Annotated in this window: 21 protein-coding genes and 1 pseudogene; 11 read left to right on the forward strand and 11 right to left on the reverse strand. The window is 69.2% G+C overall.

Annotated features, from left to right (window positions below):
• The first annotated feature begins 99 nt into the window (after positions 1 to 99).
• On the forward strand, positions 100 to 465 hold the full coding sequence (locus CTZ28_RS28240; protein ID WP_121892528.1) for a MerR family transcriptional regulator: 366 nt from the start codon (positions 100 to 102) through the stop codon (positions 463 to 465).
• Between the two features lie 3 nt (positions 466 to 468).
• Here CTZ28_RS28240 and CTZ28_RS28245 read toward each other — a convergent pair whose 3' ends face one another.
• The gene (locus CTZ28_RS28245) at positions 469 to 735 is read right to left on the reverse strand and encodes a hypothetical protein (protein WP_183154622.1); all 267 of its coding nucleotides are present in this window, start codon (positions 733 to 735) and stop codon (positions 469 to 471) included.
• Between the two features lie 198 nt (positions 736 to 933).
• A complete protein-coding gene (locus CTZ28_RS47775) occupies positions 934 to 1,299 on the reverse strand; it encodes a hypothetical protein (protein ID WP_220795415.1) in 366 nt (121 codons plus the stop codon).
• A 491-nt stretch (positions 1,300 to 1,790) separates the two neighbouring features.
• Between CTZ28_RS47775 and CTZ28_RS28255 the strand changes: the two genes are divergently transcribed.
• Entirely contained in the window at positions 1,791 to 2,729 is a 939-nt protein-coding gene (locus CTZ28_RS28255; RefSeq protein WP_121892529.1) for an SDR family oxidoreductase, read from the forward strand.
• A 170-nt stretch (positions 2,730 to 2,899) separates the two neighbouring features.
• On the opposite strand, the gene CTZ28_RS47260 is transcribed toward CTZ28_RS28255, so the two are convergent.
• The 4 genes from CTZ28_RS47260 to CTZ28_RS28270 form a co-directional block, all read right to left on the reverse strand.
• Positions 2,900 to 3,049: a hypothetical protein gene (locus CTZ28_RS47260; RefSeq protein ID WP_183154623.1), complete on the reverse strand. Its 150-nt coding sequence runs from the start codon at positions 3,047 to 3,049 to the stop codon at positions 2,900 to 2,902.
• 472 nt (positions 3,050 to 3,521) lie between these two features.
• Complete coding sequence (locus CTZ28_RS28260; protein ID WP_183154624.1) at positions 3,522 to 3,896, reverse strand: PIN domain-containing protein; 375 nt, start codon at positions 3,894 to 3,896, stop codon at positions 3,522 to 3,524.
• Entirely contained in the window at positions 3,893 to 4,147 is a 255-nt protein-coding gene (locus CTZ28_RS28265) for a hypothetical protein (protein ID WP_121892530.1), read from the reverse strand. Before CTZ28_RS28265 ends, CTZ28_RS28260 begins: the two co-directional genes overlap by 4 nt.
• Before the next feature lie 175 nt (positions 4,148 to 4,322).
• Positions 4,323 to 5,219 (reverse strand): MurR/RpiR family transcriptional regulator, encoded by an 897-nt coding sequence (locus CTZ28_RS28270; protein WP_220795416.1) that lies wholly within the window; start codon positions 5,217 to 5,219, stop codon positions 4,323 to 4,325.
• A 240-nt stretch (positions 5,220 to 5,459) separates the two neighbouring features.
• Between CTZ28_RS28270 and CTZ28_RS28275 the strand changes: the two genes are divergently transcribed.
• The 7 genes and pseudogenes from CTZ28_RS28275 (at position 5,460) to CTZ28_RS28300 (ending at position 11,825) form a co-directional block, all read left to right on the forward strand.
• Complete coding sequence (locus tag CTZ28_RS28275; RefSeq protein ID WP_121892532.1) at positions 5,460 to 6,395, forward strand: phosphate/phosphite/phosphonate ABC transporter substrate-binding protein; 936 nt, start codon at positions 5,460 to 5,462, stop codon at positions 6,393 to 6,395.
• A 116-nt stretch (positions 6,396 to 6,511) separates the two neighbouring features.
• Positions 6,512 to 6,595, forward strand: a pseudogene (locus CTZ28_RS48710) (ATP-binding cassette domain-containing protein); the annotation flags it as partial.
• Positions 6,596 to 6,713: 118 nt separating this feature from the next.
• Entirely contained in the window at positions 6,714 to 7,217 is a 504-nt protein-coding gene (locus tag CTZ28_RS28280; protein ID WP_398656887.1) for a phosphonate ABC transporter ATP-binding protein, read from the forward strand.
• Positions 7,214 to 8,872, forward strand: coding sequence for a phosphonate ABC transporter, permease protein PhnE (gene phnE, locus CTZ28_RS28285; protein WP_183154626.1), 1,659 nt, complete (start codon positions 7,214 to 7,216; stop codon positions 8,870 to 8,872). The genes CTZ28_RS28280 and phnE overlap by 4 nt, the downstream gene beginning before the upstream one ends.
• A 126-nt stretch (positions 8,873 to 8,998) precedes the next feature.
• Positions 8,999 to 9,928, forward strand: a complete 930-nt coding sequence (locus CTZ28_RS28290) for a DUF1932 domain-containing protein (RefSeq protein ID WP_183154627.1) — start codon at positions 8,999 to 9,001, stop codon at positions 9,926 to 9,928.
• On the forward strand, positions 9,925 to 10,809 hold the full coding sequence (locus CTZ28_RS28295) for a phosphonopyruvate hydrolase (protein WP_121892535.1): 885 nt from the start codon (positions 9,925 to 9,927) through the stop codon (positions 10,807 to 10,809). Before CTZ28_RS28290 ends, CTZ28_RS28295 begins: the two co-directional genes overlap by 4 nt.
• 20 nt (positions 10,810 to 10,829) lie before the next feature.
• A complete protein-coding gene (locus tag CTZ28_RS28300; protein WP_259471854.1) occupies positions 10,830 to 11,825 on the forward strand; it encodes an SLAC1 family transporter in 996 nt (331 codons plus the stop codon).
• Positions 11,826 to 11,922: 97 nt separating this feature from the next.
• Here the strand turns inward: CTZ28_RS28300 and CTZ28_RS28305 are convergent, their stop codons facing one another.
• Both CTZ28_RS28305 and CTZ28_RS28310 read right to left on the reverse strand, forming a co-directional pair.
• Complete coding sequence (locus CTZ28_RS28305; protein ID WP_121892537.1) at positions 11,923 to 12,951, reverse strand: phosphotriesterase family protein; 1,029 nt, start codon at positions 12,949 to 12,951, stop codon at positions 11,923 to 11,925.
• Between the two features lie 9 nt (positions 12,952 to 12,960).
• Positions 12,961 to 14,475, reverse strand: coding sequence for a GMC family oxidoreductase (locus CTZ28_RS28310; protein ID WP_183154628.1), 1,515 nt, complete (start codon positions 14,473 to 14,475; stop codon positions 12,961 to 12,963).
• Positions 14,476 to 14,574: 99 nt separating this feature from the next.
• On the opposite strand from CTZ28_RS28310, the gene CTZ28_RS28315 reads away from it, so the two are divergent.
• Both CTZ28_RS28315 and CTZ28_RS28320 read left to right on the forward strand, forming a co-directional pair.
• A complete protein-coding gene (locus CTZ28_RS28315; RefSeq protein ID WP_398656890.1) occupies positions 14,575 to 15,996 on the forward strand; it encodes an amidase in 1,422 nt (473 codons plus the stop codon).
• On the forward strand, positions 15,993 to 16,316 hold the full coding sequence (locus CTZ28_RS28320; RefSeq protein ID WP_121892539.1) for a hypothetical protein: 324 nt from the start codon (positions 15,993 to 15,995) through the stop codon (positions 16,314 to 16,316). The genes CTZ28_RS28315 and CTZ28_RS28320 overlap by 4 nt, the downstream gene beginning before the upstream one ends.
• A gap of 84 nt (positions 16,317 to 16,400) precedes the next feature.
• On the opposite strand, the gene CTZ28_RS28325 is transcribed toward CTZ28_RS28320, so the two are convergent.
• From CTZ28_RS28325 to CTZ28_RS28335, 3 genes are all read right to left on the reverse strand, one after another.
• Positions 16,401 to 18,032 carry an amidohydrolase gene (locus tag CTZ28_RS28325; protein WP_121892540.1) on the reverse strand — a complete coding sequence of 544 codons (1,632 nt, stop codon included), beginning with the start codon at positions 18,030 to 18,032 and terminating at the stop codon, positions 16,401 to 16,403.
• On the reverse strand, positions 18,017 to 19,108 hold the full coding sequence (locus CTZ28_RS28330; protein WP_183154629.1) for an extracellular solute-binding protein: 1,092 nt from the start codon (positions 19,106 to 19,108) through the stop codon (positions 18,017 to 18,019). The genes CTZ28_RS28325 and CTZ28_RS28330 overlap by 16 nt, the downstream gene beginning before the upstream one ends.
• A 117-nt stretch (positions 19,109 to 19,225) precedes the next feature.
• Positions 19,226 to 21,493, reverse strand: a complete 2,268-nt coding sequence (locus CTZ28_RS28335; protein ID WP_121892542.1) for a N,N-dimethylformamidase beta subunit family domain-containing protein — start codon at positions 21,491 to 21,493, stop codon at positions 19,226 to 19,228.
• Positions 21,494 to 21,516: the final 23 nt, after the last annotated feature.

Raw genomic sequence — 21,516 nt, forward strand, 5'->3', positions numbered from 1 at the left:
CTGCGATGGATGCCGACGAACGCCGACGTCGACTACGCTAAAACCTCACGTCAACGTCAGGTGCAAGTCGGGCGGGCCGCCTGGGGCAGAGGAGGACTGGTGCGCATCGGTGAGGTCGCAGACAAGGCAGGAGTGAGCGTCCGGGCTCTGCGCTACTACGAAGAACAGGATCTGCTCCAGGCGGACCGCAGCCCCGGAGGCCAGCGGCACTACTCCGACAAAGCTGTCCCCCAGGTCTGGCTCATCCAGCAGCTGTATGCCGCGGGCCTCCCGAGCAGAGTGGTCCGCCAAGTGCTGCAGTGCCTGGACGCGGGTGAAGTACCCCCGAAACTCCTGGAGGAAATGGAAGCCCAACGCGTTCGCATCGAGCAGCAGATCGCCAACCTGCTCGCTGTGCGCGACCGGCTCGATCACGTGATCGCCAACACACAGAACCCTGGCCCCGACTGCTTTCACGAGCGCTGACGACTACTGCCGCAACGACTGCAGGCGTCGCCAGCAGATGAGTGCGCATCCGAGGGTGAGGAATGCCTCGTTGATTTCGTCGCGGATCTCCCAGCGGATGCGCGGGCGGCGAAACCAGTGCAGGTAGGCGAACGCAGGCGCGACGACCCAGCGCTGAGCGCCGAGCCCCGGGCCGTGCTCGGCGCCGCGGCGGGCGATCAGCGGCTTCACGCCGAGATCCCAGGTCAGCCGACGGTACTTGTCGTGGTCGTAGCCGCGGTCGCCCAGCACCGTGTCCGGGCGGCGCCGGGGCCGACCGACCTTTCCCCGCACCGGCACCACGACCCTGGGTGCCGGGTCCGACGCTCGACCTTGGGTAGCAGTGGCTCAATCTCCCATAGCTCGTCATCAACTTCCCACGGCTTCGGCTGAGCCACCCCGCACCCTCAAATCATCAGTCTCGGGGTGATCCAACCAGGGCGGCTTGGATCAGGGAGCCAGTGCTGCGGTCACCCGGGCGAGGCGGTCCGCCGACAGGGCGAAGCCGTTGGTGGGGTTGCGGAACGAGTAGAAACCGTCGTTGATCTGCTGGCCGTCTCTGGATGTGGTCCAGTGCGTGGGGCCACAGGGACCTTGGGCTTCGAGTAGAGCTACCGCGAGTTGTTCGGGGTCCTCGACGGCGGTTCGGGCGTGCAGCGCGGACGCCAGGCGCTCGGCGGCCGTGGCGGGTATCGCTGTGTCTCCGAATGCGGGCAGCAGGAGCAGTAGACGACTGTGGGGATCGGTGGTGGAGCCACCGGCCGAGCCGTTGTCGGCAGCTGATGCCAGCTCGGCCCAGGAAAGACCCGGGCCCATAAAGTGGCCGTCATCGCTGGCGAGCAGTTCGGCGCGGTCCCAGTCGGGGTGGTGCAGGAGGTAGTCGGTGCCCGCGTCTCCTTCAAGGTTGCGGTAGACGATGTGCAGGCGGCCTGCGGTGACCGGGACGGTGAAGGTGGGCGAGGGGGCCGCCTTCGTAGCCGGGGATCTGGTCCAGGTGCAGGTGTGCGCTGTTCGTCATGGCGCTCATCATGCCGGGAGCCGCCGCGGCTGAATCATCAACATCGGATCGAACACCGCGGTCAGTCTGTAGCCGGAGCTCGGGTTCTGCTCCGTGAGCAAGGCCGCCGCGGGCCGGCTGGTCGGCATCGTGGCGATGGGGTGGGTTCGGCGTAGGCACGCGGCCGCTACCGAGAGGCGGATCGGCGATCCGCGGACCCGTGGGCCCTGAATCCACAGACGGCGCGGTTCGAGCATGGACTCACACGCCGACCCGCGGCCGATTCGCCGCAGCACGAAGGGGACCGCCCATGACTCGGACCATCGACATCGCCATCCCTGGCCTGTCCGGAATGCTCGCCGTCATCACCGGTGCGAGCGACGGGATCGGGCTGGTCATCACCGCCTGTCTCGCCGAAGCCGGTGCGGAGGTGGTCATGCCGGTCCGCAACCCGGCCAAGGGCGAGAAGGCCGCCGACCACATCCGCAGCCGCGTCCCGGGTGCGCAGGTCTCCACCCGGGTCCTCGACCTGGCCTCGCTCGACTCGGTGGCCGCCCTCGCGGAACAGCTTGTGGGCGAAGGCCGCCCGATCAACATCCTCATCAACAACGCCGGTGTGATGACCCCGCCGAGCCGACAGGTCACCAAGGACGGCTTCGAGCTGCAGTTCGGCACCAACCACCTCGGCCACTTCGCCCTCACCACGGGGCTGCTGCCGCTGCTTCGCGCGGGCAGGGCCCGGGTCACGCACCAGACGAGCGTTGCCGCCCGAAGCGGTGCGATCAACTGGGGTGACCTGAACTGGGAGCGCAGCTACGACGTGCGCAAGGCCTACAGCCAGTCGAAGATCGCCGTCGGCCTGTTCGCCCGCGAGCTCGACGCGCGCAGCGCGGCGGCGGGGTGGGGCATCACCAGCAACCTCTCCCACCCCGGCATCTCCCCCACAAACCTGCTGTCCGCACAGCCCGGCATGGGACGGCAGAAGGACACCGGCTCGGTCCGCCTGATCCGCACGTTCTCCCGCATGGGCGTCCTCGTCGGGACCGCCGACACCGCCGCTCTGCCCGCGCTGCTCGCCGCGACCGGCCCGGACTCGCAGGGCGGCCAGTTCTACGGCCCCGACGGACGTGGCAACCTCCGCGGCGCTGCCGCGCAGCAGGAGCTGTGGGCTCCGCTGCGCAGCATGGACGACGCCCGTAGGCTCTGGGAGGCCTCCGAGCGGCTGGTCGGCGTGCGATTCCCCGCCTGACCCCCAGAGAACGGATCGCCGGCAGCCGCTCTCGCATCGAGAGCGCCGGCGATCCGTCTTTGCTCCGCGGTCCCGTCCCCCAGCCGCCGCAGCAACCGGGCCCCGGTTCTCCTCGGCGGCCTCACGGTCGGGTTCGAAGCCGACACATCTGAAGACGCCTCCAGGACGGATCAGTCCGGACTGACGCATATGAGCGGGAAGTAGGTGTCGATGTCGCCCGCGGCGTAGGACGTGACAAGGTCCGGCACACGTTCGTACGACCAGGGTTCGGCCAGGGCGTCATCCGGCGCCATCCACCGGTGGCGTTCCGCGAACTCCATCGCGGCCAGAACTTGCGCCGCGCGTAGTGAATGTGGACGTGTTGATGCCGGTGGGTGCAATTCGATGGCTCGGACAAGGGCCGTTCGCAGCCCCTTTTGAGCGTTCCTCCGCCAGCAGGGACAAGGAACGCTGTCGTGACTGAGGTCAGGGAAGGTTTACGGCGGCTACCGATCGCCCGTCACAGGCAGGAGCGTGCGACACCGGAGTAGTTGACGACGACGCGTGCCCAAGGGGAGCCGTATCGCTGCACGATGGCCCTGCCGATCCCGCAAGTTGAGAAGTTCGGGTCACGCTCGTGCTCGCGCGCCGGTCGGCGGGACGGTGGTGGACCGGGAGAGGGCACGGCGGGCGGCGGCGAGGGCGATGAACGACCAGGTCAGTCCGCCGAGGGCGTTGGCGCGGCGGTGGGAACGACGGAAGCCCCGAGGAGCGTCAGACGCCGATAGCGGCGAAACCTCGCCAGGCCGCAGGTCAGGTGGGGTTCAGCGGAGTGATGCCGGTGCCCGCGTACAGCTCGGGCTCCAGCGACAGAACGGTGAGCGGCTCCCCCGCCTTCACCGCCTGCCAGGCGATCGCCGCGGCGTGCGCCACCGGCCAGTCAACGTGTCTCCAGTCCATCGCATCCACCGCGTGTGCCGCGGTGAACGGCACGTTCTCAGCGAACCGCAGGGACGCCGCGTGCTGGCCTGCCCCGGCGACCTGTCGCTCAGCGGCCGGCACGGACAGCGACGGGACGATGACCCGGCCGGTGCCACGCGAGGCTTCGATATAGAGGCCGGTGAAGAAAGCATCCGCACGAAAGAGGGCGGTCAGAGCGGTGTGGTCCAGAACCGCTGTCAGATTCATGCGGCGGCGCCGCCCTGATGGGCACGGACCTTCGCCCAGGCGTCCTGGCCGGCCTGCTTGACCTGCTCGGTGTACTCGACGCCGAGCTCGCGGGCAGCCTCGACAGCCCGCTGCTCCCGCTCGGCAGCCGTCAGCTCACGGCCGGCGAGCTCTTCCAGCAACTCTGTGATGGTGGTGCCGCGCTCGTGAGCAAGGATGCGCAGTCGGTCACGCACTTCCTCACTGGTCTTGATGCTGGTCGGCTTGCTCATGAGACCCAATTCTACCACCGGTAGACATCATGGTGATCCCGTCGGCGCAGCTGGCGGGCCATCGCCAGACCCGCAGGTTGCCGCTCACCTCATGACCGATGACATGCCGGCCGTAGTCCCCGAGTACGGCCTCGCTGACCACCGGACGCCGCCGCGCTCACCTCCGCGGTGGGCCTCAAGCGATTCCGGTGTGCCGCTCGCGCATCCTGGTCGTGATCACCTGGCTGTGGTCGAGCGCGCCGGGCCGACTCATGGCCACCGCCACGAAGACGGCGTCGATGACGGCCATGTGGGAGATGCGGCCGACCATGGCTTCGTGGCGGAAGCCGTACTCCGGGCCGCCGGCCACGAGCACGAGGTCCGCGATCGTGCTGAGCGGGGACTCGCGATAGCTGGTCAGGGCGCACACCGTCGCCCCGGCGTTCTTTGCGGCTTCGGCGACGATGAGGGTCTCGCGGGTGGTGCCGGTGTGACTGATGCACAGGCAGACGTCGGCCCCGGTGAGTTGCTCCGCCACGAGGTGTTGTTCGAGGGAGTCCCCGGCCGGCCGGGTGACGATCCCGAGCGAGGTGAGCCGGTAGGCGCAGTCGAATGCCGGGCCGCGGCTGGTGCCGTTGCCGGCGATGAGCAGTGTCCGTGCGGCGGAGATCTTCTCGATCAGGGTCGCGAACGCCTCGTCGTCGAGTGTGTGGGTGGCGTCGAGGACGGTCTGCGCGCTGTGCTGAAGAACCGTGGACAGGATCTCCTGCGGGGTGGACAGTTGCGCGACCGCGGCCGGGAACTCCCCGCGGGACTCCTGGCGGGCCAGGTCGCGGGCGAGTACGAGCTTGACTTCGTGTATGCCCGCGAAACCAAGACGCTGGCAGACCCGGACGATGGACGACGAGCTCACGTCCGCACGCTCGGCGATCTCCTTCACCGAGGCGTTGACGATCCATGCCTGGTTGGCGTCGATCATGTCGATGACCTTGCGGTCGGTAGCTGTCCATCGGCGCCCGGAAGCGCGCACGGTCGAGTCCCACTCGCCGGTGGGTCGATGCCGTGCCGGTGGAGTGGTCGGCTTGGGCGTCACGCTGCACAACCTATCCGAAGCAACATGGGGCGACTGGCGGGCCCGGGCGGGTTCCCGAACCAGATTCGTTGGAATTGAATTCCCGATCTCAGAACAGATCATGGATCTTAGTTCCCAGGATGGTTGCGCGCCATCGCTCGTTCATCTGGCCGCCGAAGGATCCACATGTCCGGGTCGAGCAGCGAATACGCGGTGCCTCGGCCCGACTTCCCGGTGTTCCCAGCGCTGAAAGGCCCTCTCATGATCCGGCGGCATCGCCGTGCGCTCACGCTCGCGACTTGTGGACTCGCCTCGCTTCTCGCTCTGTCCGCCTGCTCCTCGTCCTCCACGGGCGGCTCGGGCGACACGGGGTACGCGCAGAGTGCGGACAAGCTGATCCTGGGCATCGTCCCCGACCAGCAGGGTGCCGCGACCCAGTGGGAACCCCTGGTGCAGTACCTGGAGCAGTCGCTGGACAAGGACGTCGAACTCGTCGAGTCGGTCGACTACGCGGCGCTGATCGAGGCCTCGGTGGCCGGACACCTCGACATGGGCGTCATCTCCGCCTTCAGCTACGTCGCGGCCTCCAACGCCGGTGCGAAGTTCGACCCGATCGCCGCCGTCGTCGAGGAGGAAGGCGGCGAGCCGGGGTACGACTCGGTCGCGATCGTCCCGAAGGACTCCGGCATCACCGATGTCGCGGGCTTCAAGGGCAAGAAGGTGTGCTTCGTCGACTACGGCTCGACGTCCGGCTATCTCTACCCCAGCGCGACCCTGCTCGATGCCGGGGTCGACCCGGAGAAGGACATCACCCCGGTGATGGCCGGCGACCACAGCCTCTCCGCGCAGAAGACGGCGCAGGGGGTGGAGTGCGACGCCGGGTTCGCGCAGAACTCGGTCGTCGAGACGACCGGCGTCACGGACGGCCTGTTCAAGGAGGGCGACCTGCGGATCGTGAACCGTACGGAGATCCCCGGCAAGCCGATCGTCGTCTCCACCACGCTGCCGAAGGACGTACAGAAGGCCATCACCGACGCACTGGTGGGCATTTCGGTCCCGAAGATCGCCAAGAGCGGGATCAAGACGCCGGACGGATTCGTCTCGCAGTTCTGGAGCGCGGTCGCGACCGACGACTCCTACTACGACGGTGTCCGTGAAGTCTGCGAACTCACGAAGTCCGCGCAGTGCCGGCCGTGAACGCCGCCTCACGGACCTCGCAGAGCCCGGTCGTCGAGGTCCAGGGGCTGAGCAAGCAGTACGGCTCCGGGCCTGCCGCGCTCGACGGCGTGGACCTGCGGGTGCCGGAGAAGCAGATGCTGATCCTGCTCGGGCACTCGGGGGCGGGCAAGTCCACGCTGCTGCGTCACATCAACGGCCTGGAACGGCCGGGCGCGGGCAGCGTCCACGTGCTCGGCAAGGACGTGACCGCCCTACGGGGACGGGGACTTCGAGAGCTGCGCGGGTCGATCGGGATCGATCTTCCAGCAGTTCGATCTGGTCGGATCGCTCAGCTCGGTGGAGAACGTGATGACCGGTGCGCTGGGCCGCCTGCGCGGGCCTCGCCTGGGCGTTCTGTCCTACGGCAGGCGCCTGCGCGACCAGGCCTTCTCGTTGCTCGACGAGGTCGGCATGCTCGACAGGGCCCACCAGCGGGCCGACACCCTGTCGGGCGGGCAGCAGCAGCGCGTGGCGATCGCCAGGGCGCTGATGCAGCAGCCACGGCTTCTCCTGGCGGACGAGCCCGTCGCCTCGCTCGACCCCGAATCCTCCCGGCAGATCATGACCCTGCTGCATTCGATTCGTGCCAGTCACGGTCTGACCGTCGTCTGCAGCCTGCACCAAGTGTCCCTGGCTCTTGAATGGGGGGAACGGGTCGTCGGTATGCGGGCCGGACGGATCGTCCTGGACAAACCGGCCGGGGAACTGACCGTCGGCACCATCTCGGGGCTCTACCAGGGCAGTGCGAAACCCGGCACGGAAACAGCTCTCGAGCCGACCCCGTCGAGGCCGTCCCGATGACCGACCTCCGGACGCCCCCCGCCCCGGTCGCCTCGGCGGCCGGGCCGGCACCCCAAACCCCTCGATCGTTCCGCTCGGTGCTCGCGGCCGTCACGGCGGGAACCATCCTTGTGGCAGGCCTGTGGTCCATCTCGTCGCTGGACTTCACACCGACGGAGTTCGTGGACAACTGGCCGCACGTCACCCGGTTCTTCGAGCGCGCCATGCCGATCGAGTTCCCCGGCACGGGAGAGATCGTCACCCTGACGCTGCTGACTCTCGCCATCGTCGTGTGCGGGACGTTGCTGGCCGCCGTGCTCTCGGTGCCCGTGGCGCTCCTCGCCGCCCGCAACGTCGGGACCGGCCGGCTCTCGGTGCTGCTCGGCCGCTTCCTCGGACTGTACTCACGGGCCGCGCCGGACATCGTCCTGGCACTCGTCTTCGCCTCCGTCCTCGGGAACGGACCCCTGCCGGGCATCCTGGCTCTGGGGATCCACTCGGTCGGGATGGTCAGCAAGCTGTTCGCCGAGGCGATCGAGCAGATCGACGAGGGGCCACGACGCGCGCTGCGTGCGGCCGGTGCAGGCCCGGCCCAGGAGTTCTTCTCCGGAATCCTGCCCCAGGTGACGCCGAGCTGGATCGCTTCGGTGCTGCACCGCAGCGACATCAACCTCCGCGCCTCCGCGATCCTCGGCTTCGTCGGTGTCGGCGGGCTCGGCGACCTGCTCGACAAGTACCTCGGCACGTTGGACTACGGCGCGGCCATCGGAGTGGCCCTGATCCTCTTCCTGCTCTGCCTGGTGTTCGAGGTGCTGTCCTCCGCGCTGCGGCGGTCGATCCTGGCCCCGGCACGGTCCCCGGGCATCCGGCGGACCGCCGAAGGTCCGGCGGATCCCCGGCGCAGGCCGTGGACCTCCGCCCGTATCCGGGGTCATGTCTTCGCCTGGAGCGCCGTCGCGGTGGTGGCCGGCTCGCTGTGGACCGCGGCCGGACAGGCCCGCACCTCCGGCGTCGACTTCTGGGCGAACGCCGGGTACGCCTGGGGCCGGATGTGGCCACCCGCCCTGAGCGAGACCACGCAAGGGAAGATCGGCCCGGCACTTCTGGAGACGGTGCAGATCGCCCTCGCGGCAACGCTGCTCTCTCTGGTCCCGGCGCTGGTGCTTGGCGTCCTGTCCGCACGCAACGTCACACCTCACCCGGTGGTGCGCACCGTTTCCCGCGGAATCCTGGTAAGCGTCCGAGCGATCCCGGAACTGATCCTGGCGCTGCTGTTCATCATCATGACCGGAATGGGTTCCACGGCAGGGGCCCTCGCCCTCGCGGTCGGAGGCATCGGGCTGCTCGGCCGGCTTGCCGCCGACTCGATCGAGGAAGTCCCACCGGGGCCGGAACGAGCCCTGCGCGCCGCCGGCGCCTCCCGGAGCCAGGTGTTCGCGGCGGCGACCTTCCCCCTGTCGCTTCCCGCTCTGGTTTCGCACACGTTCTATCTGTTCGACAGCAACCTTCGCGGCGCGGTCATCCTCGGCATCGTCGGCGGTGGAGGCATCGGCTTCATGCTCCTGCGGGCCCAAAGCGGCGACCAGCACGAGATGACCGCACTGCTGCTGTGCGTCCTGGCCCTCATCACCGTCGTGGAGTTCCTCGCGATGGGGGCGCGCAGGGCCTTCCGCTGACCGCGGAACGCGCCCGGTCACCCTCGTCCAACGGCGCAGACACCCCACGCAGCGGTCGCGCCGAGCGGCACCTTGTTCCCTTTCATCTCATTCAGCGGCGTCGAGCCGCGTTCACAGGAGTTCGCATTGCTCAATCCACCTGGAGAAACCACCCGGCGTCCCCTGCACATCGGTTTCGTCGGATACGGCGAGGCAGGTTCAGCGATCGCCAACGGGCTGGCGCGAGAGCCGGGAACGGTCGTCCATGTCTACGACCCGACCTTCACCGGCCGCACAACGGCGGCCGGCCGCACCGCCCCCGACTCGCTCGTCGTAGCCACCTCGGTCGGCGCACTGACCGCAGCCTGCACCATCGTGCTCTCGACCGTCGTCGCAGCCGCCGCAGTGGCCGTGGCGGAGGAGTTGGCCCCCCACGTCGGGCCCGGCCACCTGGTGGCGGACCTCAACTCGGTCTCCCCCGCCACGAAGGAGCGGATCAGCACGATCGTCTCGGCGAGCGGTGCGGCCTTCGTCGAGGCCGCGATCATGACCAACATCAGCGCCAACGGCCACGGCACCCCGATCTACGCGTGCGGAGAACGTGCCGGTGAATTCGCCGCCCTGGTCGGCGAGCGAGGCATGAACGTGGACAACCTGGGTCCTGACCTCGGACAGGCGTCGGCGACCAAGATGTTCCGCAGCATCATCGCCAAGGGCCTGGAGGCACTTCTCCTGGAAAGCCTCACCGCGGCCGCCCGTTACGACGTCGCGGACCGGGTCCTGGCGAAGGTCGAGGAAGGCTACCCGGGACTTCGCTGGTCGGCCCTGGCGGACCACCTGCTCGGCCGCACCGCCGTGCACGGGAGGCGCCGGGCGGACGAGATGTTCGAAGTCGCCGCGACCTTGGAGGAGTTGGGAATGTCGCCGTTCATGGCAGCCGGGGCCGCCCACCGCATTCGCGAGAGCGGAACCGCTCTGGAAGGCGCCTTCGCCACCGCCCCGTCCCGCTACCAGGACGTCGTCGCGATCCTCGCTGCTCCCCTCCCCCACTCCGCCACCGAAGGGCAGACCCGATGACCACCCGATCCGAGAAGAACCGCAGGCTGCGGGAGATCTTGAACAGTGACGGGCTCGGCACCGTCATGGCCGCGCACAACCCCCTGTCCGCGCTCCTTGCCGAGGAGGCCGGGTTCGACGCGATCTGGGGCAGCGGCTTCGAACTGAGCACGAGCTACGCCGTGCCGGACGCCAACATCCTGGCCTGGAACACCCACCTGGACCTGATGCGCGCGATCGCGGACCGCACCGGCATCCCACTCGTGGCCGACATCGACACCGGATTCGGCAACGCCGTCAACGTCTCTTATCTCATCCCGATGTACGAGGCCGCCGGAGTCTCGGCAGTCGTGATCGAGGACAAGAACTTTCCCAAGGACACCAGCCTGCGGGTCGGGGGCCGGCCGAAGCTGATCAGTCCGGCGGAGTTCTCCGGAAAGATCGAGGCCGCCGTGGCGGCCCGGCAGAGCCCCGACTTCACGATCATCGCCCGCACCGAGGCCCTGAACGCCGGGCTCGGCCGGGAGGAGGCGATCCGGCGCGGTCTGGCCTACGTCGAGGCCGGCGCCGACGCCTTGCTGATCCACTCGAAGCAGCCGACGTCCGAGGAGATCATCTCCTTCGTCGAGGCATGGCCGAGCAGCGTCCCGCTGGTGATCGTCCCCACCGCGTTCCCCGAGCTCACCGAGGAGGCGGCCCGGGATCTGGGCAAGATCAAACTGGTCATCTACGGCAACCACGCCGTCCGTGCGGCGATCGGCGGTATGCGTGATGTCTTCGCGCGCATCCGCCGTGACGGCGGGATCCACACGGTGACACCGGATCTGCCGGCCACCCAGGACGTCATCGAGCTGGCGGGTGACGCCCGGATGCGAGCCGTCGAAGAGCACTTCCTGCGGTGACGACGTCGACCGAGTCCGCGGTGGCGGCCGAGAACACCGGCCGCCACCGCGGCGGACTACCGCCCCTGCCGGCGGTCGGGTTCGGGCATTTCGGGATCTCACTCGGACTGTGCGGGCTCGCCGGAACATGGTCGGTGGCACGGACGGCGCTGGGAACCTCGCCCTGGGTCGCGAACGTCCTCTGGTCGTCGGCGGCCGGCACATGGCTTGTTCTCATCGCGTTGTACGGCATCGGCCGCCGGGGACGGTTGTCGGGTCTGGCAAGTGAACTACGGCATCCCGTGTCCGGAACGTCCGCGGCCCTGATACCCCTCGTCGGCTCCCTCCTGGCGACACACCACGCCCTCGACATGCCTGCCGTGGCACGCTGTGCGGCCGGGGTGTTCGCCGGGATCTCCCTGGTGATGGCCGTATATCTGCTCAGTCGCTGGTTCACCGGAGAAGCCGGCATCGCGGCCGTGCATCCGGGCTACATGGTGCCGACTGTCGCCGCGCCCTTCGTATCGAGCTCGGCCCTGGGGAGCGTCGGAGAGCACTTCGCGGCGGAGATCCTGTTCGGCGTCGCCCTCGTCGCATGGGGATTCATCGGCGCGGTGGTCGTGTGCAGGCTGTTGCTCGGCGACAGGCTCCCGACGCCGCTCGTCCCGACGCCGGCCATCCTGCTGGCGCCGCCGGCCGTCGGAGGGATCTGTTGGATGAACCTCAACGGCGACGAACCTGATCCGCTGGCCCGGACGCTGGTCGGTGTGACCATCGCGATGGCCCTGGTACAGGTTTCGCTGCTCGGGACCTATCGGCGGCTCCCCGTCAGCGTCGCGTTCTGGACCTTCACCTTTCCGGTCTGCTCCGCCGTCGCCTTCCTCCTGCGGTGGGGGGCCGCCGAACCGTTCAACGGATTCCGTGCCGTGGGCACCCTGCTGCTCGGGGGAGTCACGCTGCTGGTGCTCGTCGTCGCGGCCCTGGTGACGCGATCTGCTCTGAAAGGAACGGTTCAGCAGCGCCGAGACGTCGTCTGAGTCACGCTCGTCGCCGGACGACACGTCGGTGAAACCGGCGCTGCGGTCAGCCGGCCGGAACCGCACCGCGCGCGCCAAGGGACCTGTCGGGTTCCCGTCATGGTCGGTTCAGCAGGCGGCGTGGGTTGTCGACCATGATGCGCCGGACCAGCGCCTCCCCCGCGTCGCCGTCTCCGGCAAGGCGGCCGATGGCGGGGGCGATGCGACGGAAGAGGTGCTCGTAGCCGTTGCCGCCGTTGTGTCTCAGGTTGGCCTGGGTCCACAGGTCGCCACCGATGATCAACTGCTCGGCGAAGCCGGCCTCAAGGAGCCATGCCACCATCTCCAGACGCTCGGCGTCGGTCGGATTGCGAAGCGACGGATCGCCGTAGTAGAAGTCCGAGCCGAATGTGTCGTAGGCCAGAACGGCGCCGCGACGTGCGACGGCCTCGTGATAGCTCCGGTCGAAGTTCTCGTCGAGATGACCGACGATGACGCGATCGGCCGGCATCCCCTCCTCCAGCAAGGTATCGAGGATCTTCACCCCGGCCTGCTCGCGGAAGGAGAGATGGACATAGACGGCCGTACCGGTCTGCGCGCCGGCGCGGGCGGCGGCTCGGAGCACCCGCCACTCCGCGTCGGTGATCGGGGAGCTGGTGCCGATCTCTCCCAACAGGGCCGGCCGGATGCCGGTGCCGTCGATGCCTTCGGTCAGCTGCGTCACGAACCCTGCGGCGATCTCGTCGACGTCCGCCTTCTTGATGTGCTCCGGCATCGCGTTCTCGACGTACCAGCCGGCGCCGACACAGACATGGACGCCGCTTCGCCGGGAGATCTCGGGCAGTTCCTCCAGCCTGCGCCCCATGCCGGGGAGAGTGAGCTCCAGCACGCCGCTCGCTCCGCCCGCCTTCGCGGCCAGCAACTCCGCGACGGCGACGTCGGGGTCGTGCAGCACGAGGTTCTCGGGCAGCGAGAGCGCGTTCCAGCGCAGATAGCCCATCAGCTCCGGCCCGATCTGCGCTCCTGCGGGCGGCTCCTCCACCGGAGGCTTCGCCCAGACCCGTAGGTCGCTGAGGAGATGCTCGTGCATGGAGGTGGGGCCGAGCCGCTCGGGCTCGATCGGGCCGAGGACGGTGTGGATAGGCATGGTTCGGGCTCAGACTCTCTTGATCAGGAACTGTGCGATGCGCTCCCCGATCACCACAGCGGGCATCGCGGTGGTGGCACGCGGAGTGACGGGCATGATGGAGCAGTCGGCGACATAGCAGCCCGCGATGCCGTGGACCTGGCCGTCGTTCCCGACCACGGCAGTCGGGTCGTCGGCCGGGCCCATCTTGCAAGTGCCGACCGGGTGCCAGTAGTTGTCCGGGTTCGCCTCGACGTGGCGGACCAGGCCGTCCAGTCCGCCGGTCTCCGGCCCGGGGTGGATCTCGGTCCCCACGAGGTCGCGCATCGCCGGTGCGGCGGCGATCTCACGCAGCTGCATCATCCCCTCGGCCAGCACCTGTGCGTCGTGGCGGTCGGGGTCGGAGAGGAAGCGGTGGTCGATGAGCGGCTTGGCCTCCGGATCACGGGTCAGGATCCGCACATGGCCTCGGGAGTGCGGGAGCAGCGCCCCCACGCCGCAGCTCCACCGCTTCTCCGCGCCTCGGTGGGTGGGGCTGTAGGGCAGGAAGTGGAGATCGAAGACATCCGGATCGAAGCTGGAGGCCGCCTTCGCCATCGCCTGCTCGTCCGGCGCCCACCCCGTCGCCCGCAGTTCGTCCATGGCACGGGCCATCTTCTCCGACCCGCTCCAGCTCATCAGCGCGAACGGCTGGTCGTGCAGGTTCTCGCCGACACCCGGCAGATCCGCCACGACCTCGATCCCGAGTCCCCGCAGCAGTCCTGGCGCACCGATGCCCGACCGCTGCAACACCTGCGGCGAGTTGTACGCTCCCCCGGCGACGACGACCCGCGCCGCGCGTACGGTGTGCGCCGCTCCGCGCCAGTGGACGAGGACGCCGGTCGCGCGGCCGTGCTCGACCACGACCCGGTCGACGTGTGCGTCGCCGACGATCCGTAGGTTCGGCAGCTGCCGGGCGGGGTCGAGGTACGCGAAGGCGGTGTTCCACCGAACACCGTCGACGATGTTGTTGTCCTCCGGGGCGAACCCGACGGTCTCGTCGAGGTTGTTGAGGGTGTCCAGCTGCGGCAGGCCGACAGCGGTTCCGCCGTCGTACCATGCGCGCTGCCACGGGGTGAGCTCTGCTGCCCGGTAACGCTTGACCCGCATCTTGCGCGTCCCCTCCTCGAACAGCGGGAGGAGTTCGTCGGTCGACCAGCCGGCGTTACCGGCCTCGGCCCAGCCGTCGTAGTCACGGCGGTGTCCCCAGGTCTGGGTGGTGCCGTTGAAGTCCGAACAGCCGCCGATCGCCCGGGCGCGCTCGAAGGCGACCTTCACCGGGAGGGTGTCGCCCGAGTCGTAGCCCCAGTCGTTCGAGTGGCCGAGCCGAGTCGCATCCAGGATGTCGGAGGGCCATGCCTCGGAGCCGAAGGGCCCGAAGTCGGGACCGGCCTCGAGAACCAGCACGTCGGTGCCCGACTCGGCGAGGCGAGCGGCGACCACGTTGCCGCTCGTTCCGCCGCCGACCACGACCGTGTCGACCTCACGGGGCAAATCTCGCGTCACCACGCCCGTCCTCTCATTGGATCCGTGATTGCATGAATTGGATACTATCAGTCGGGCGTGCGGTGTGACAGGACCGTTCCGACGAGTTGGGAGATGCCGGTGGACGAGCAGCTGTGTGCATGGCCGGCGCAGCGGATGGCTCAGGCCGTCCGGCGCCGTGAGGTGAGCGCCGTCGAACTCGTCTCGGCGCATCTCGATCGCATCGAGCAGGTCAACCCGGCCGTCAACGCGGTGGTGAGCCTGGTGCCCGAGCAGGCGCTCGCCCAGGCCCGCGAGGCCGACGCTCGCGCAGCACGCGGCGACGCCCTGGGACCACTGCACGGCCTGCCGGTGGCGATCAAGGACCTCATGGACACCGCGGGCATCCGTACGACCTACGGCTCCCCGATCTACGCCGACCATGTGCCCCGTCATGACGCACTGATCGTTCAGCGCATGCGCGAGGCGGGCGCCATCGTCGTCGGCAAGACCAACACGCCGGAGTTCGGCGCGGGTTCACACACCTTCAACCCTGTCTTCGGCCCTACCCGCAACCCCTATGCTCTCGACCGCTCGGCCGGCGGAAGCAGCGGTGGCGCCGCTGCCGCGCTGGCGGCCCGCCTCCTCCCGCTGGCGGACGGCTCCGATCTGGGGGGCAGCATTCGCAACCCGGCGTCGTTCTGCAACGTCGTGGGGCTGCGTCCCTCAGCAGGCAGGGTGGGATCCACGCGGCCCGGCGACGCATGGGATCCGGCGTCCGTCCTGGGGCCGATGGCACGCTCGTGCGCCGACGTTGCTCTGCTGCTGTCCGTCATCGCCGGGCCGGACGACCGCGCCCCGCTCTCCCTCCCCGAGGACGGCGCGGCTCTGGCGGTCATCGCCCCCTACTCCTTCCGGGGTGCCCGGGTGGCGCTGTCGCGTACCGTGGACGGTTTGCCGTTCGAGCCGGCCGTCGCCCGGGTCATGGACCAGGTCGCCACGCGCCTGGCCGGACTCGGGGCCGAGGTGGTGGAGGTCGAGCCCGACCTCTCGGGAGCGGACGAGGCGTTCCAGACACTGCGCTCCCTGGAGTTCGTGGCTTCCTACGCCACGGAGGTCCGCGCACACCCGGCCCTGGTGAAGCAGTCGGTTCGCGACGATGTCGCCTGGGGCATGGCATTGACCGCCGAGCAGATCGCGCGGGCGCAGGCGCTGCGTGCCGAGGTCTTCCGCCGGACGCAGGCTCTGGTCGCCCGGTTCGACCTCCTCATCGCCCCCACCTCCCAACTGCCGCCGTTCCCCGTCGAGTGGGAGTACCCCAGACGGATCGCCGGGGTTCCCATGGATCGCTACTACACCTGGCAGCGGTCATGCACCCGGTTGACGACGACCTGCCTCCCGGTGCTGGCCCTGCCGGCGGGATTCACCGATGAGGGCCTGCCCGTAGGAGTGCAGTTCGTCGGACGTCACCGCGGTGAGCAGCGCCTGCTCGCCCAGGGCGCGGCGTGGGAAGAGGCGGTCTCCGACATCATGGCCCGGCAGCCGAACGTGGTTCCGGCATGATCAGCCAGGAGATCCGGCTGCGCCGGTACCCCAGCGGCCGGGCGGGCGCGGACGACTTCGTGACCGTCGAGCGCGCGGTACGGCCGCCCGCCCAGGACGAGGTCCGCGTCCGGAACCTCATTATGCGGGACCAGATGGCCTGGGTCGGGCTCACCCAGGTGGCTCGCATGGCACCCGGGTTGACCGTCCTCGTCTCCGCCGCGTGGTGTGCGGAGCGATCTCCGGCTGCGACGCCGAGACCCGGCCACGGTCTACGAGGGCCTGGCCACGCCGTCACCACGTTCCTCGACATGATGTCCGGCCGCACCACGGGGCCGTGACCGCTCACGGAGGAACAGACCGAGGTGCCGCCGGACCGACACCGGTCCTGCGGCACCCCGCCCCATGACGATGAGCCTCGGAGGTCAGCCGAACGCTTCTCCGTGCACGACCTTGCCGCCCACCACGGTACGGAGCACCGGGCGGCCCGCGGCCTCGTACAGCTCGGAGAGGTCTGCCTCCACCGGGTCCACGTCGAGCTCCACCCAGTCGGCCAGGAACCCGGGTGCCAGGCGTCCCCGCTCCTGGTCGGCGAAGCAGTACCTCGCCGCTCCGGTGGTGTACATCGCCAGCGCCTCTTCGGCCGAGACCGCCTGATCCGCGCCCAGCGGCCGCTCACGGCCCCGCACCTGACGGCTGCGCGCCTGCCACATGCCGAAGAGGGGGGACATCGGGAAGTCCGGCCCATCGGAACCCCCTGCCAGTGTCACACCCGCGTCGGCCCAGTCACGCAAGGGCGCCAGCCTGGCCTCGTCACCGAACTTGTCGGCGAGACCGGCCGCCACCCGCCACTGCATGGCGGGTTGGGTCGACAGCAGCACTCCGAGTCGTGCCGCGCGGCGCATGTCGGCACGGGACGGCCATAGATAGGCATGCATGACCGACAACCGCAGGGGCGCGACCGGCCATTGCCTGTCGACCGCCTCGAAGACGTCGAGCGCGAGGGTCACCGCCGCATCGCCGACCGCGTGCACCGCCACCGAGTTGCCGTTCTCGGCACAATCGGCCACAAGGTCGGCGAAGACATCGGCCGGGCAGGTGAGATTGCCGTGATACCCGTCGGTTCGGGGCCAGACGCCGGAGATCAGCGCCGTGCCGAACCCACCCGCGCCGTCGAGATAGATCTTCAACGGGCCACGCCTGAACCAGACATCGCCTCGGCCGGTCGCCACACCGCCGGGACCGAGCGATGCCAAGAACTCCTGTGCCGGGCGGGCGGTGTCCGCGAGCGGCATTCCCATCGTGCGCAGGGTGAGCCGGCCCTCCGCGACCGCTTCGGCGTACACCTCCATCTCGGCGGGAACCAGGCCCGGTTCGCCGGCTCCGGTGATCCCGAGCGTATGCAGATACGCCTGTGCCTCGGCCAGCGCCGCTCGGCGCTCTTCGTGGGTGATCTCCGGAACCCGTGACATGACGAGATCGGCGGCCGGACGTTCGACCAGGAGCCCGGTCGGTGTCCCCGCCGCGTCGCGCTCGATGCGGCCGCCGACCGGCTCGGGGATTGCGGCGTCGATGCCGCAGCGTCGTAGCGCCTCGGTGTTGGCGATGGCGTCGTGCGTGCGCCGGTCCAGGACGACGGGACGGCCGCCGGTGACCTTGTCCAGATCGTGCCGGTCGGGCAGCCTGCCCTCGGCGAGGTCCTCGGCATGGAAATGGGCGCCGACGACGGCCCAGTCGAGATCCGGCCGCTCCGCCAGCCAGGCCCCGATGCGCTCACAGACCTCCGCCACCGAGGAGGCCTCCGAGATCGTCAGGCGGCGTCGCTCGATGCCGACGACCAGCGTGTGCAGGTGGGAGTCGAGGAAGCCGGGCACCACCACTCCCGCCGCCTCGACCTCGTGAGAGCCGGGAGCCATGGCGCGCAGACGATCGGGCTCGCCGAGCGCCGTGATGCGGTCGCCGGTCACGAGCATGCCGCGGACAACCTGCTGGGCCGGATCCATGGTTCGGATCCGGCCCAGCAGGAGCAGCCGGTCGCCGGTCACCCGGCCAGCCACTTGGTGTACCAGGCCAGCAGCGCGTCGTCCTGCTTGGCGCGGGCCTCGGAGTCCTGATACACGACGTCCTTGTGCTCAGGGGAGTTGACGATGTTGGCCTTCGTCCTGGCATCCATGTGCTTGAACGCATCCGGGTTGCCGGGCCCGTACCCGGTGAGCTTCGCGAACTGGGCCTGCCGCTGCGGCTCGTTGAACACCTTGGCGAGCGCCTGGATGTTGGAAGTGTCGGGCGCCTGCTTCGGAATCGCCATCACGTTCGGCGAGACGATCGCCTGGTTCCAGGAGATCGTCACGTCCACCCCCTGCTGCAGCAGGCCGTAGGCCTGCCCGGACGGGCCGGCCACCACCGCGGCGGTGTGCGAGGTCAGGAGCTGCTGGATCTGCGGGTAGGAGGTGTAGAAGACCATGTGCGGCCGCAGCTCGTTGAGCTTGGTGGTGCACAGGTCCAGACGGAGCGGGTAGAGGTTCTTCACGGAGATACCGGAGGCGAGTTCGGCCATCTCGCATGCGCTGTCATAGCTTCCCGGGCTGCCCATCCAGCCTCGCTTGCCCGGGTACTTCTTGACGTCGAAGAAGTCCGCCCACGTCTTCGGCCCGCCGTTGGGGAAGGTGGCGGCCAGATAGGCCTGCACGTGCCCGACGGAGAACGTCCCGAACGCGTGGTCGCGGATGTTCTCCGGGAGGTTGGTGTCCCGGGGTACGTCGGGATCCAGCTCCGCGATGTTGGCCTTGTTCCGGTACACCTGGTCGAGTCCGACGTGGATCGCGTCGTAAGCGCCCTTGCCTCCCGACAGCATCGTGTTGGCGATCGAGTCGCTCTCGACCTCGGACGCCACCTTGACCCCGGTGTCCTTGGTGAAGTCGTCGAAGTACGCCGTGTAGCGGGCCTTGTTGGTGGTGCCGCCGAAGTCGGCCCACACGACGCGACCGCTGAGGCCGCTCCCCGATGCGCCCTCGGTGGCGGAGCCACCGCTCGACCCACAGGCGGACAACACCATCGCGAGGGCGGCACCGGCGCCGACCGCGGCGATGGCGCCACGCCGGCGCCAGCCGAGGATTCTCTTCAATGCAGCCAAGACTGCCTCCATAGTCGTACGTGGCAGGGTCTTCGATGGCGACCCGATTGGATCCAATCCAACCTTCGATGGATCCGTATCGTAATATCCGCATCCAGAATTCGTGTATCGATCGTGTTACGGCATCGGATCCAGCACCGGGTCATCGCCGCAGAACCGGTCCAGGACGTTGCCGAACAGCCGACCGATCTCGGTGTGGCCGCCGAGATCGTAGAGCGCACCGGCGAAGGCGATGGATCCGGTCGAGAAGACGGCGCCCCCTCCGTCCCGCGGCACCAGGACCACATCCGAACGGACACGTGGGTTCCGCCGCCCGCCCAGGACCCGGCTGGTCATGTTGAAGTTCTCCCGGGCCTCCAACATGTCATCGGAATGCCCGGCCGAGGTGGCCAGGATGATCGCCTCGGGGGCCGTCCCGAGCAGCGGATCGACGGAGTCGATCTCCAGTCCTGCCGCGGCTCGGGAGACACCGTAGGAGCCGAACTCGTCCACGTCCACTCCCTCGAAGAGCCAGTCGACACGTGGATCGCGCGCCACTCGCACGTAGCCGGCCGACGCCCCGGCGTTCCCGGCGGCCACGAAACCGACGCCGAAGCCCTTCTGCGGCGCCCTGCCGTTGAAGCGCCACGGGCCGCCCAGGTGTCCGGTGAACGCGAGGTGGTACTCCCCCGGATCTGCGGACCACGCCTGAGTGCCGCCCCAGCGCCGGATCTCGATGACCTGGTCGTCCTCCGGATCGTGGCCCGTCACCCAGTACATCCCGTTGCCGCCGAGGTATACCAGCCGCCCGCCGTTCGCGACATAGCTCTCGTAGCTGTCCAGCATCTGGGCGGTCGGGTATTCGGGATGCGTGCCGGTGATGACCACCCGGTAGCGGGAGAGCAGCCGGCCGCCCTCCCGTCGGAGATCGTGATCCGTCACGACGTCGACCGCCCTGCCGGTACGGTCGAGCCAGTCGATCAGCTGCATGTCACCGGTGAACTGCCAGACCGGAGCATTGTGGTCGTAGACCCGCTCACGCAAGGTCAGCAGCGGGCGCCGCCAGCTCGAGTAGCAGACACCCGCACCGTCGCCGTGGGCCTCGTACAGCGAGTAGCCCAGGTCCCTGCGGGAATCACGGAAGAGCTCGAAGTCGTCGAGCGTGGGAACCATCTGGCTCCAGACCTGCGTACGCGGGCTGTCGACGCCGACGTGGTCATTGCCGTACGCGAGATAGCTGTTGGTCGGCAGCACCACCAGGATCTCCGAGGTCGCCTCGTCCGCCGGCGGCGCGACGAAGACCGGGACGGTGTCACGCCCGCCGGACGTGTCGGAGAGAACAATGCCGTAGACGCCGCTGGGCAGTTCGTCAGGAAGTGTGAGCTCGCCCTGGAAGCGCCACGAGCAGTCGGTCATGTCGTCGCGGTGCAGGTGAAGAGCCGCGTACTGAGCGGGAGCGAAGCGGTAGTCGGCGACGTCGCCGTCCCAGGCCGAGGAGCGCACGGCGCGCTGCGGATGATTGACCGCTGCGCCGTGCAGGCCGTGCGGCCCGGCATCGGTCACCCGGCTGGTGCGCACGATGCCCGCGCGGGTGATCGCTGCGGCCAGGTCCCAGTGAGCCAGCAGAGCAGGGTGCGCGACCAGCTCACGGCGTCCACCGGTCGCGGTCGCGTCGGCGACCAGGACCGGCGACTCGATGCGCCCGTCGTACGGAATCTGCGGCCCGGTGGGGGCAAGGTGCGAGCCGCCCCAGAGAAGCGTGGCGGAGGAGGACACGGGCGCGCCGGGCAGCTCCGCCGACGCGGACACCGCAGCGACGGCGGGACGGACCGACCGGTTGGACTCGAAGGTTCCGGCCTGCTCGACCACGAGTCGCACCTCCTGGCCCGCGCTGCCGCCGATGCCGGCGCGAAGCTCGTACCAGCACCACGATCGGACCTCGCTGTCGACCGTGACCTCCACAGGTCCGGCGTCCGTGGTGACTCTCAGGGCGAACCGCCCCCGCTCGTCGAGGCCGAGCCACCACCCGCCGCCGTGACCGCCATGGGACAGAAGTGTCTGCGCACCGTCGCCGACACGTGTCGGCATCACCGCCAGTGCGACGACGAGGCCGGCGGGCCGGATCCCGGGGACGTCGTCCACACGTACGTACGAGCCCACCGGCGAGACCTGATCGATGCCGGGCGCCTCGATCACCTCGGCCCCCGCCACCGGCGACTGACGGCGTGGCACACCGGCGGAGGGGATCGCCAGCGCATGGAGCCGAACCAGTTCTCCCCTCCAGCTGTCCGCGGTGGTGCTCACTGCCAGCCTGACCGTCTCACCGGGCCGGTAGGAGACCCGGTCGGTGTAGCCCATCACGCCCGGCGGCACCAGGACCGGCCGCGCTTCCTCACCCATCGACATGCCTCGCTCTCCCTCTCGTCCTC

This window comes from Streptomyces shenzhenensis (genome assembly GCF_003688995.1).
Classification (GTDB): Bacteria; Actinomycetota; Actinomycetes; order Streptomycetales; family Streptomycetaceae; genus Streptomyces; species Streptomyces shenzhenensis_A.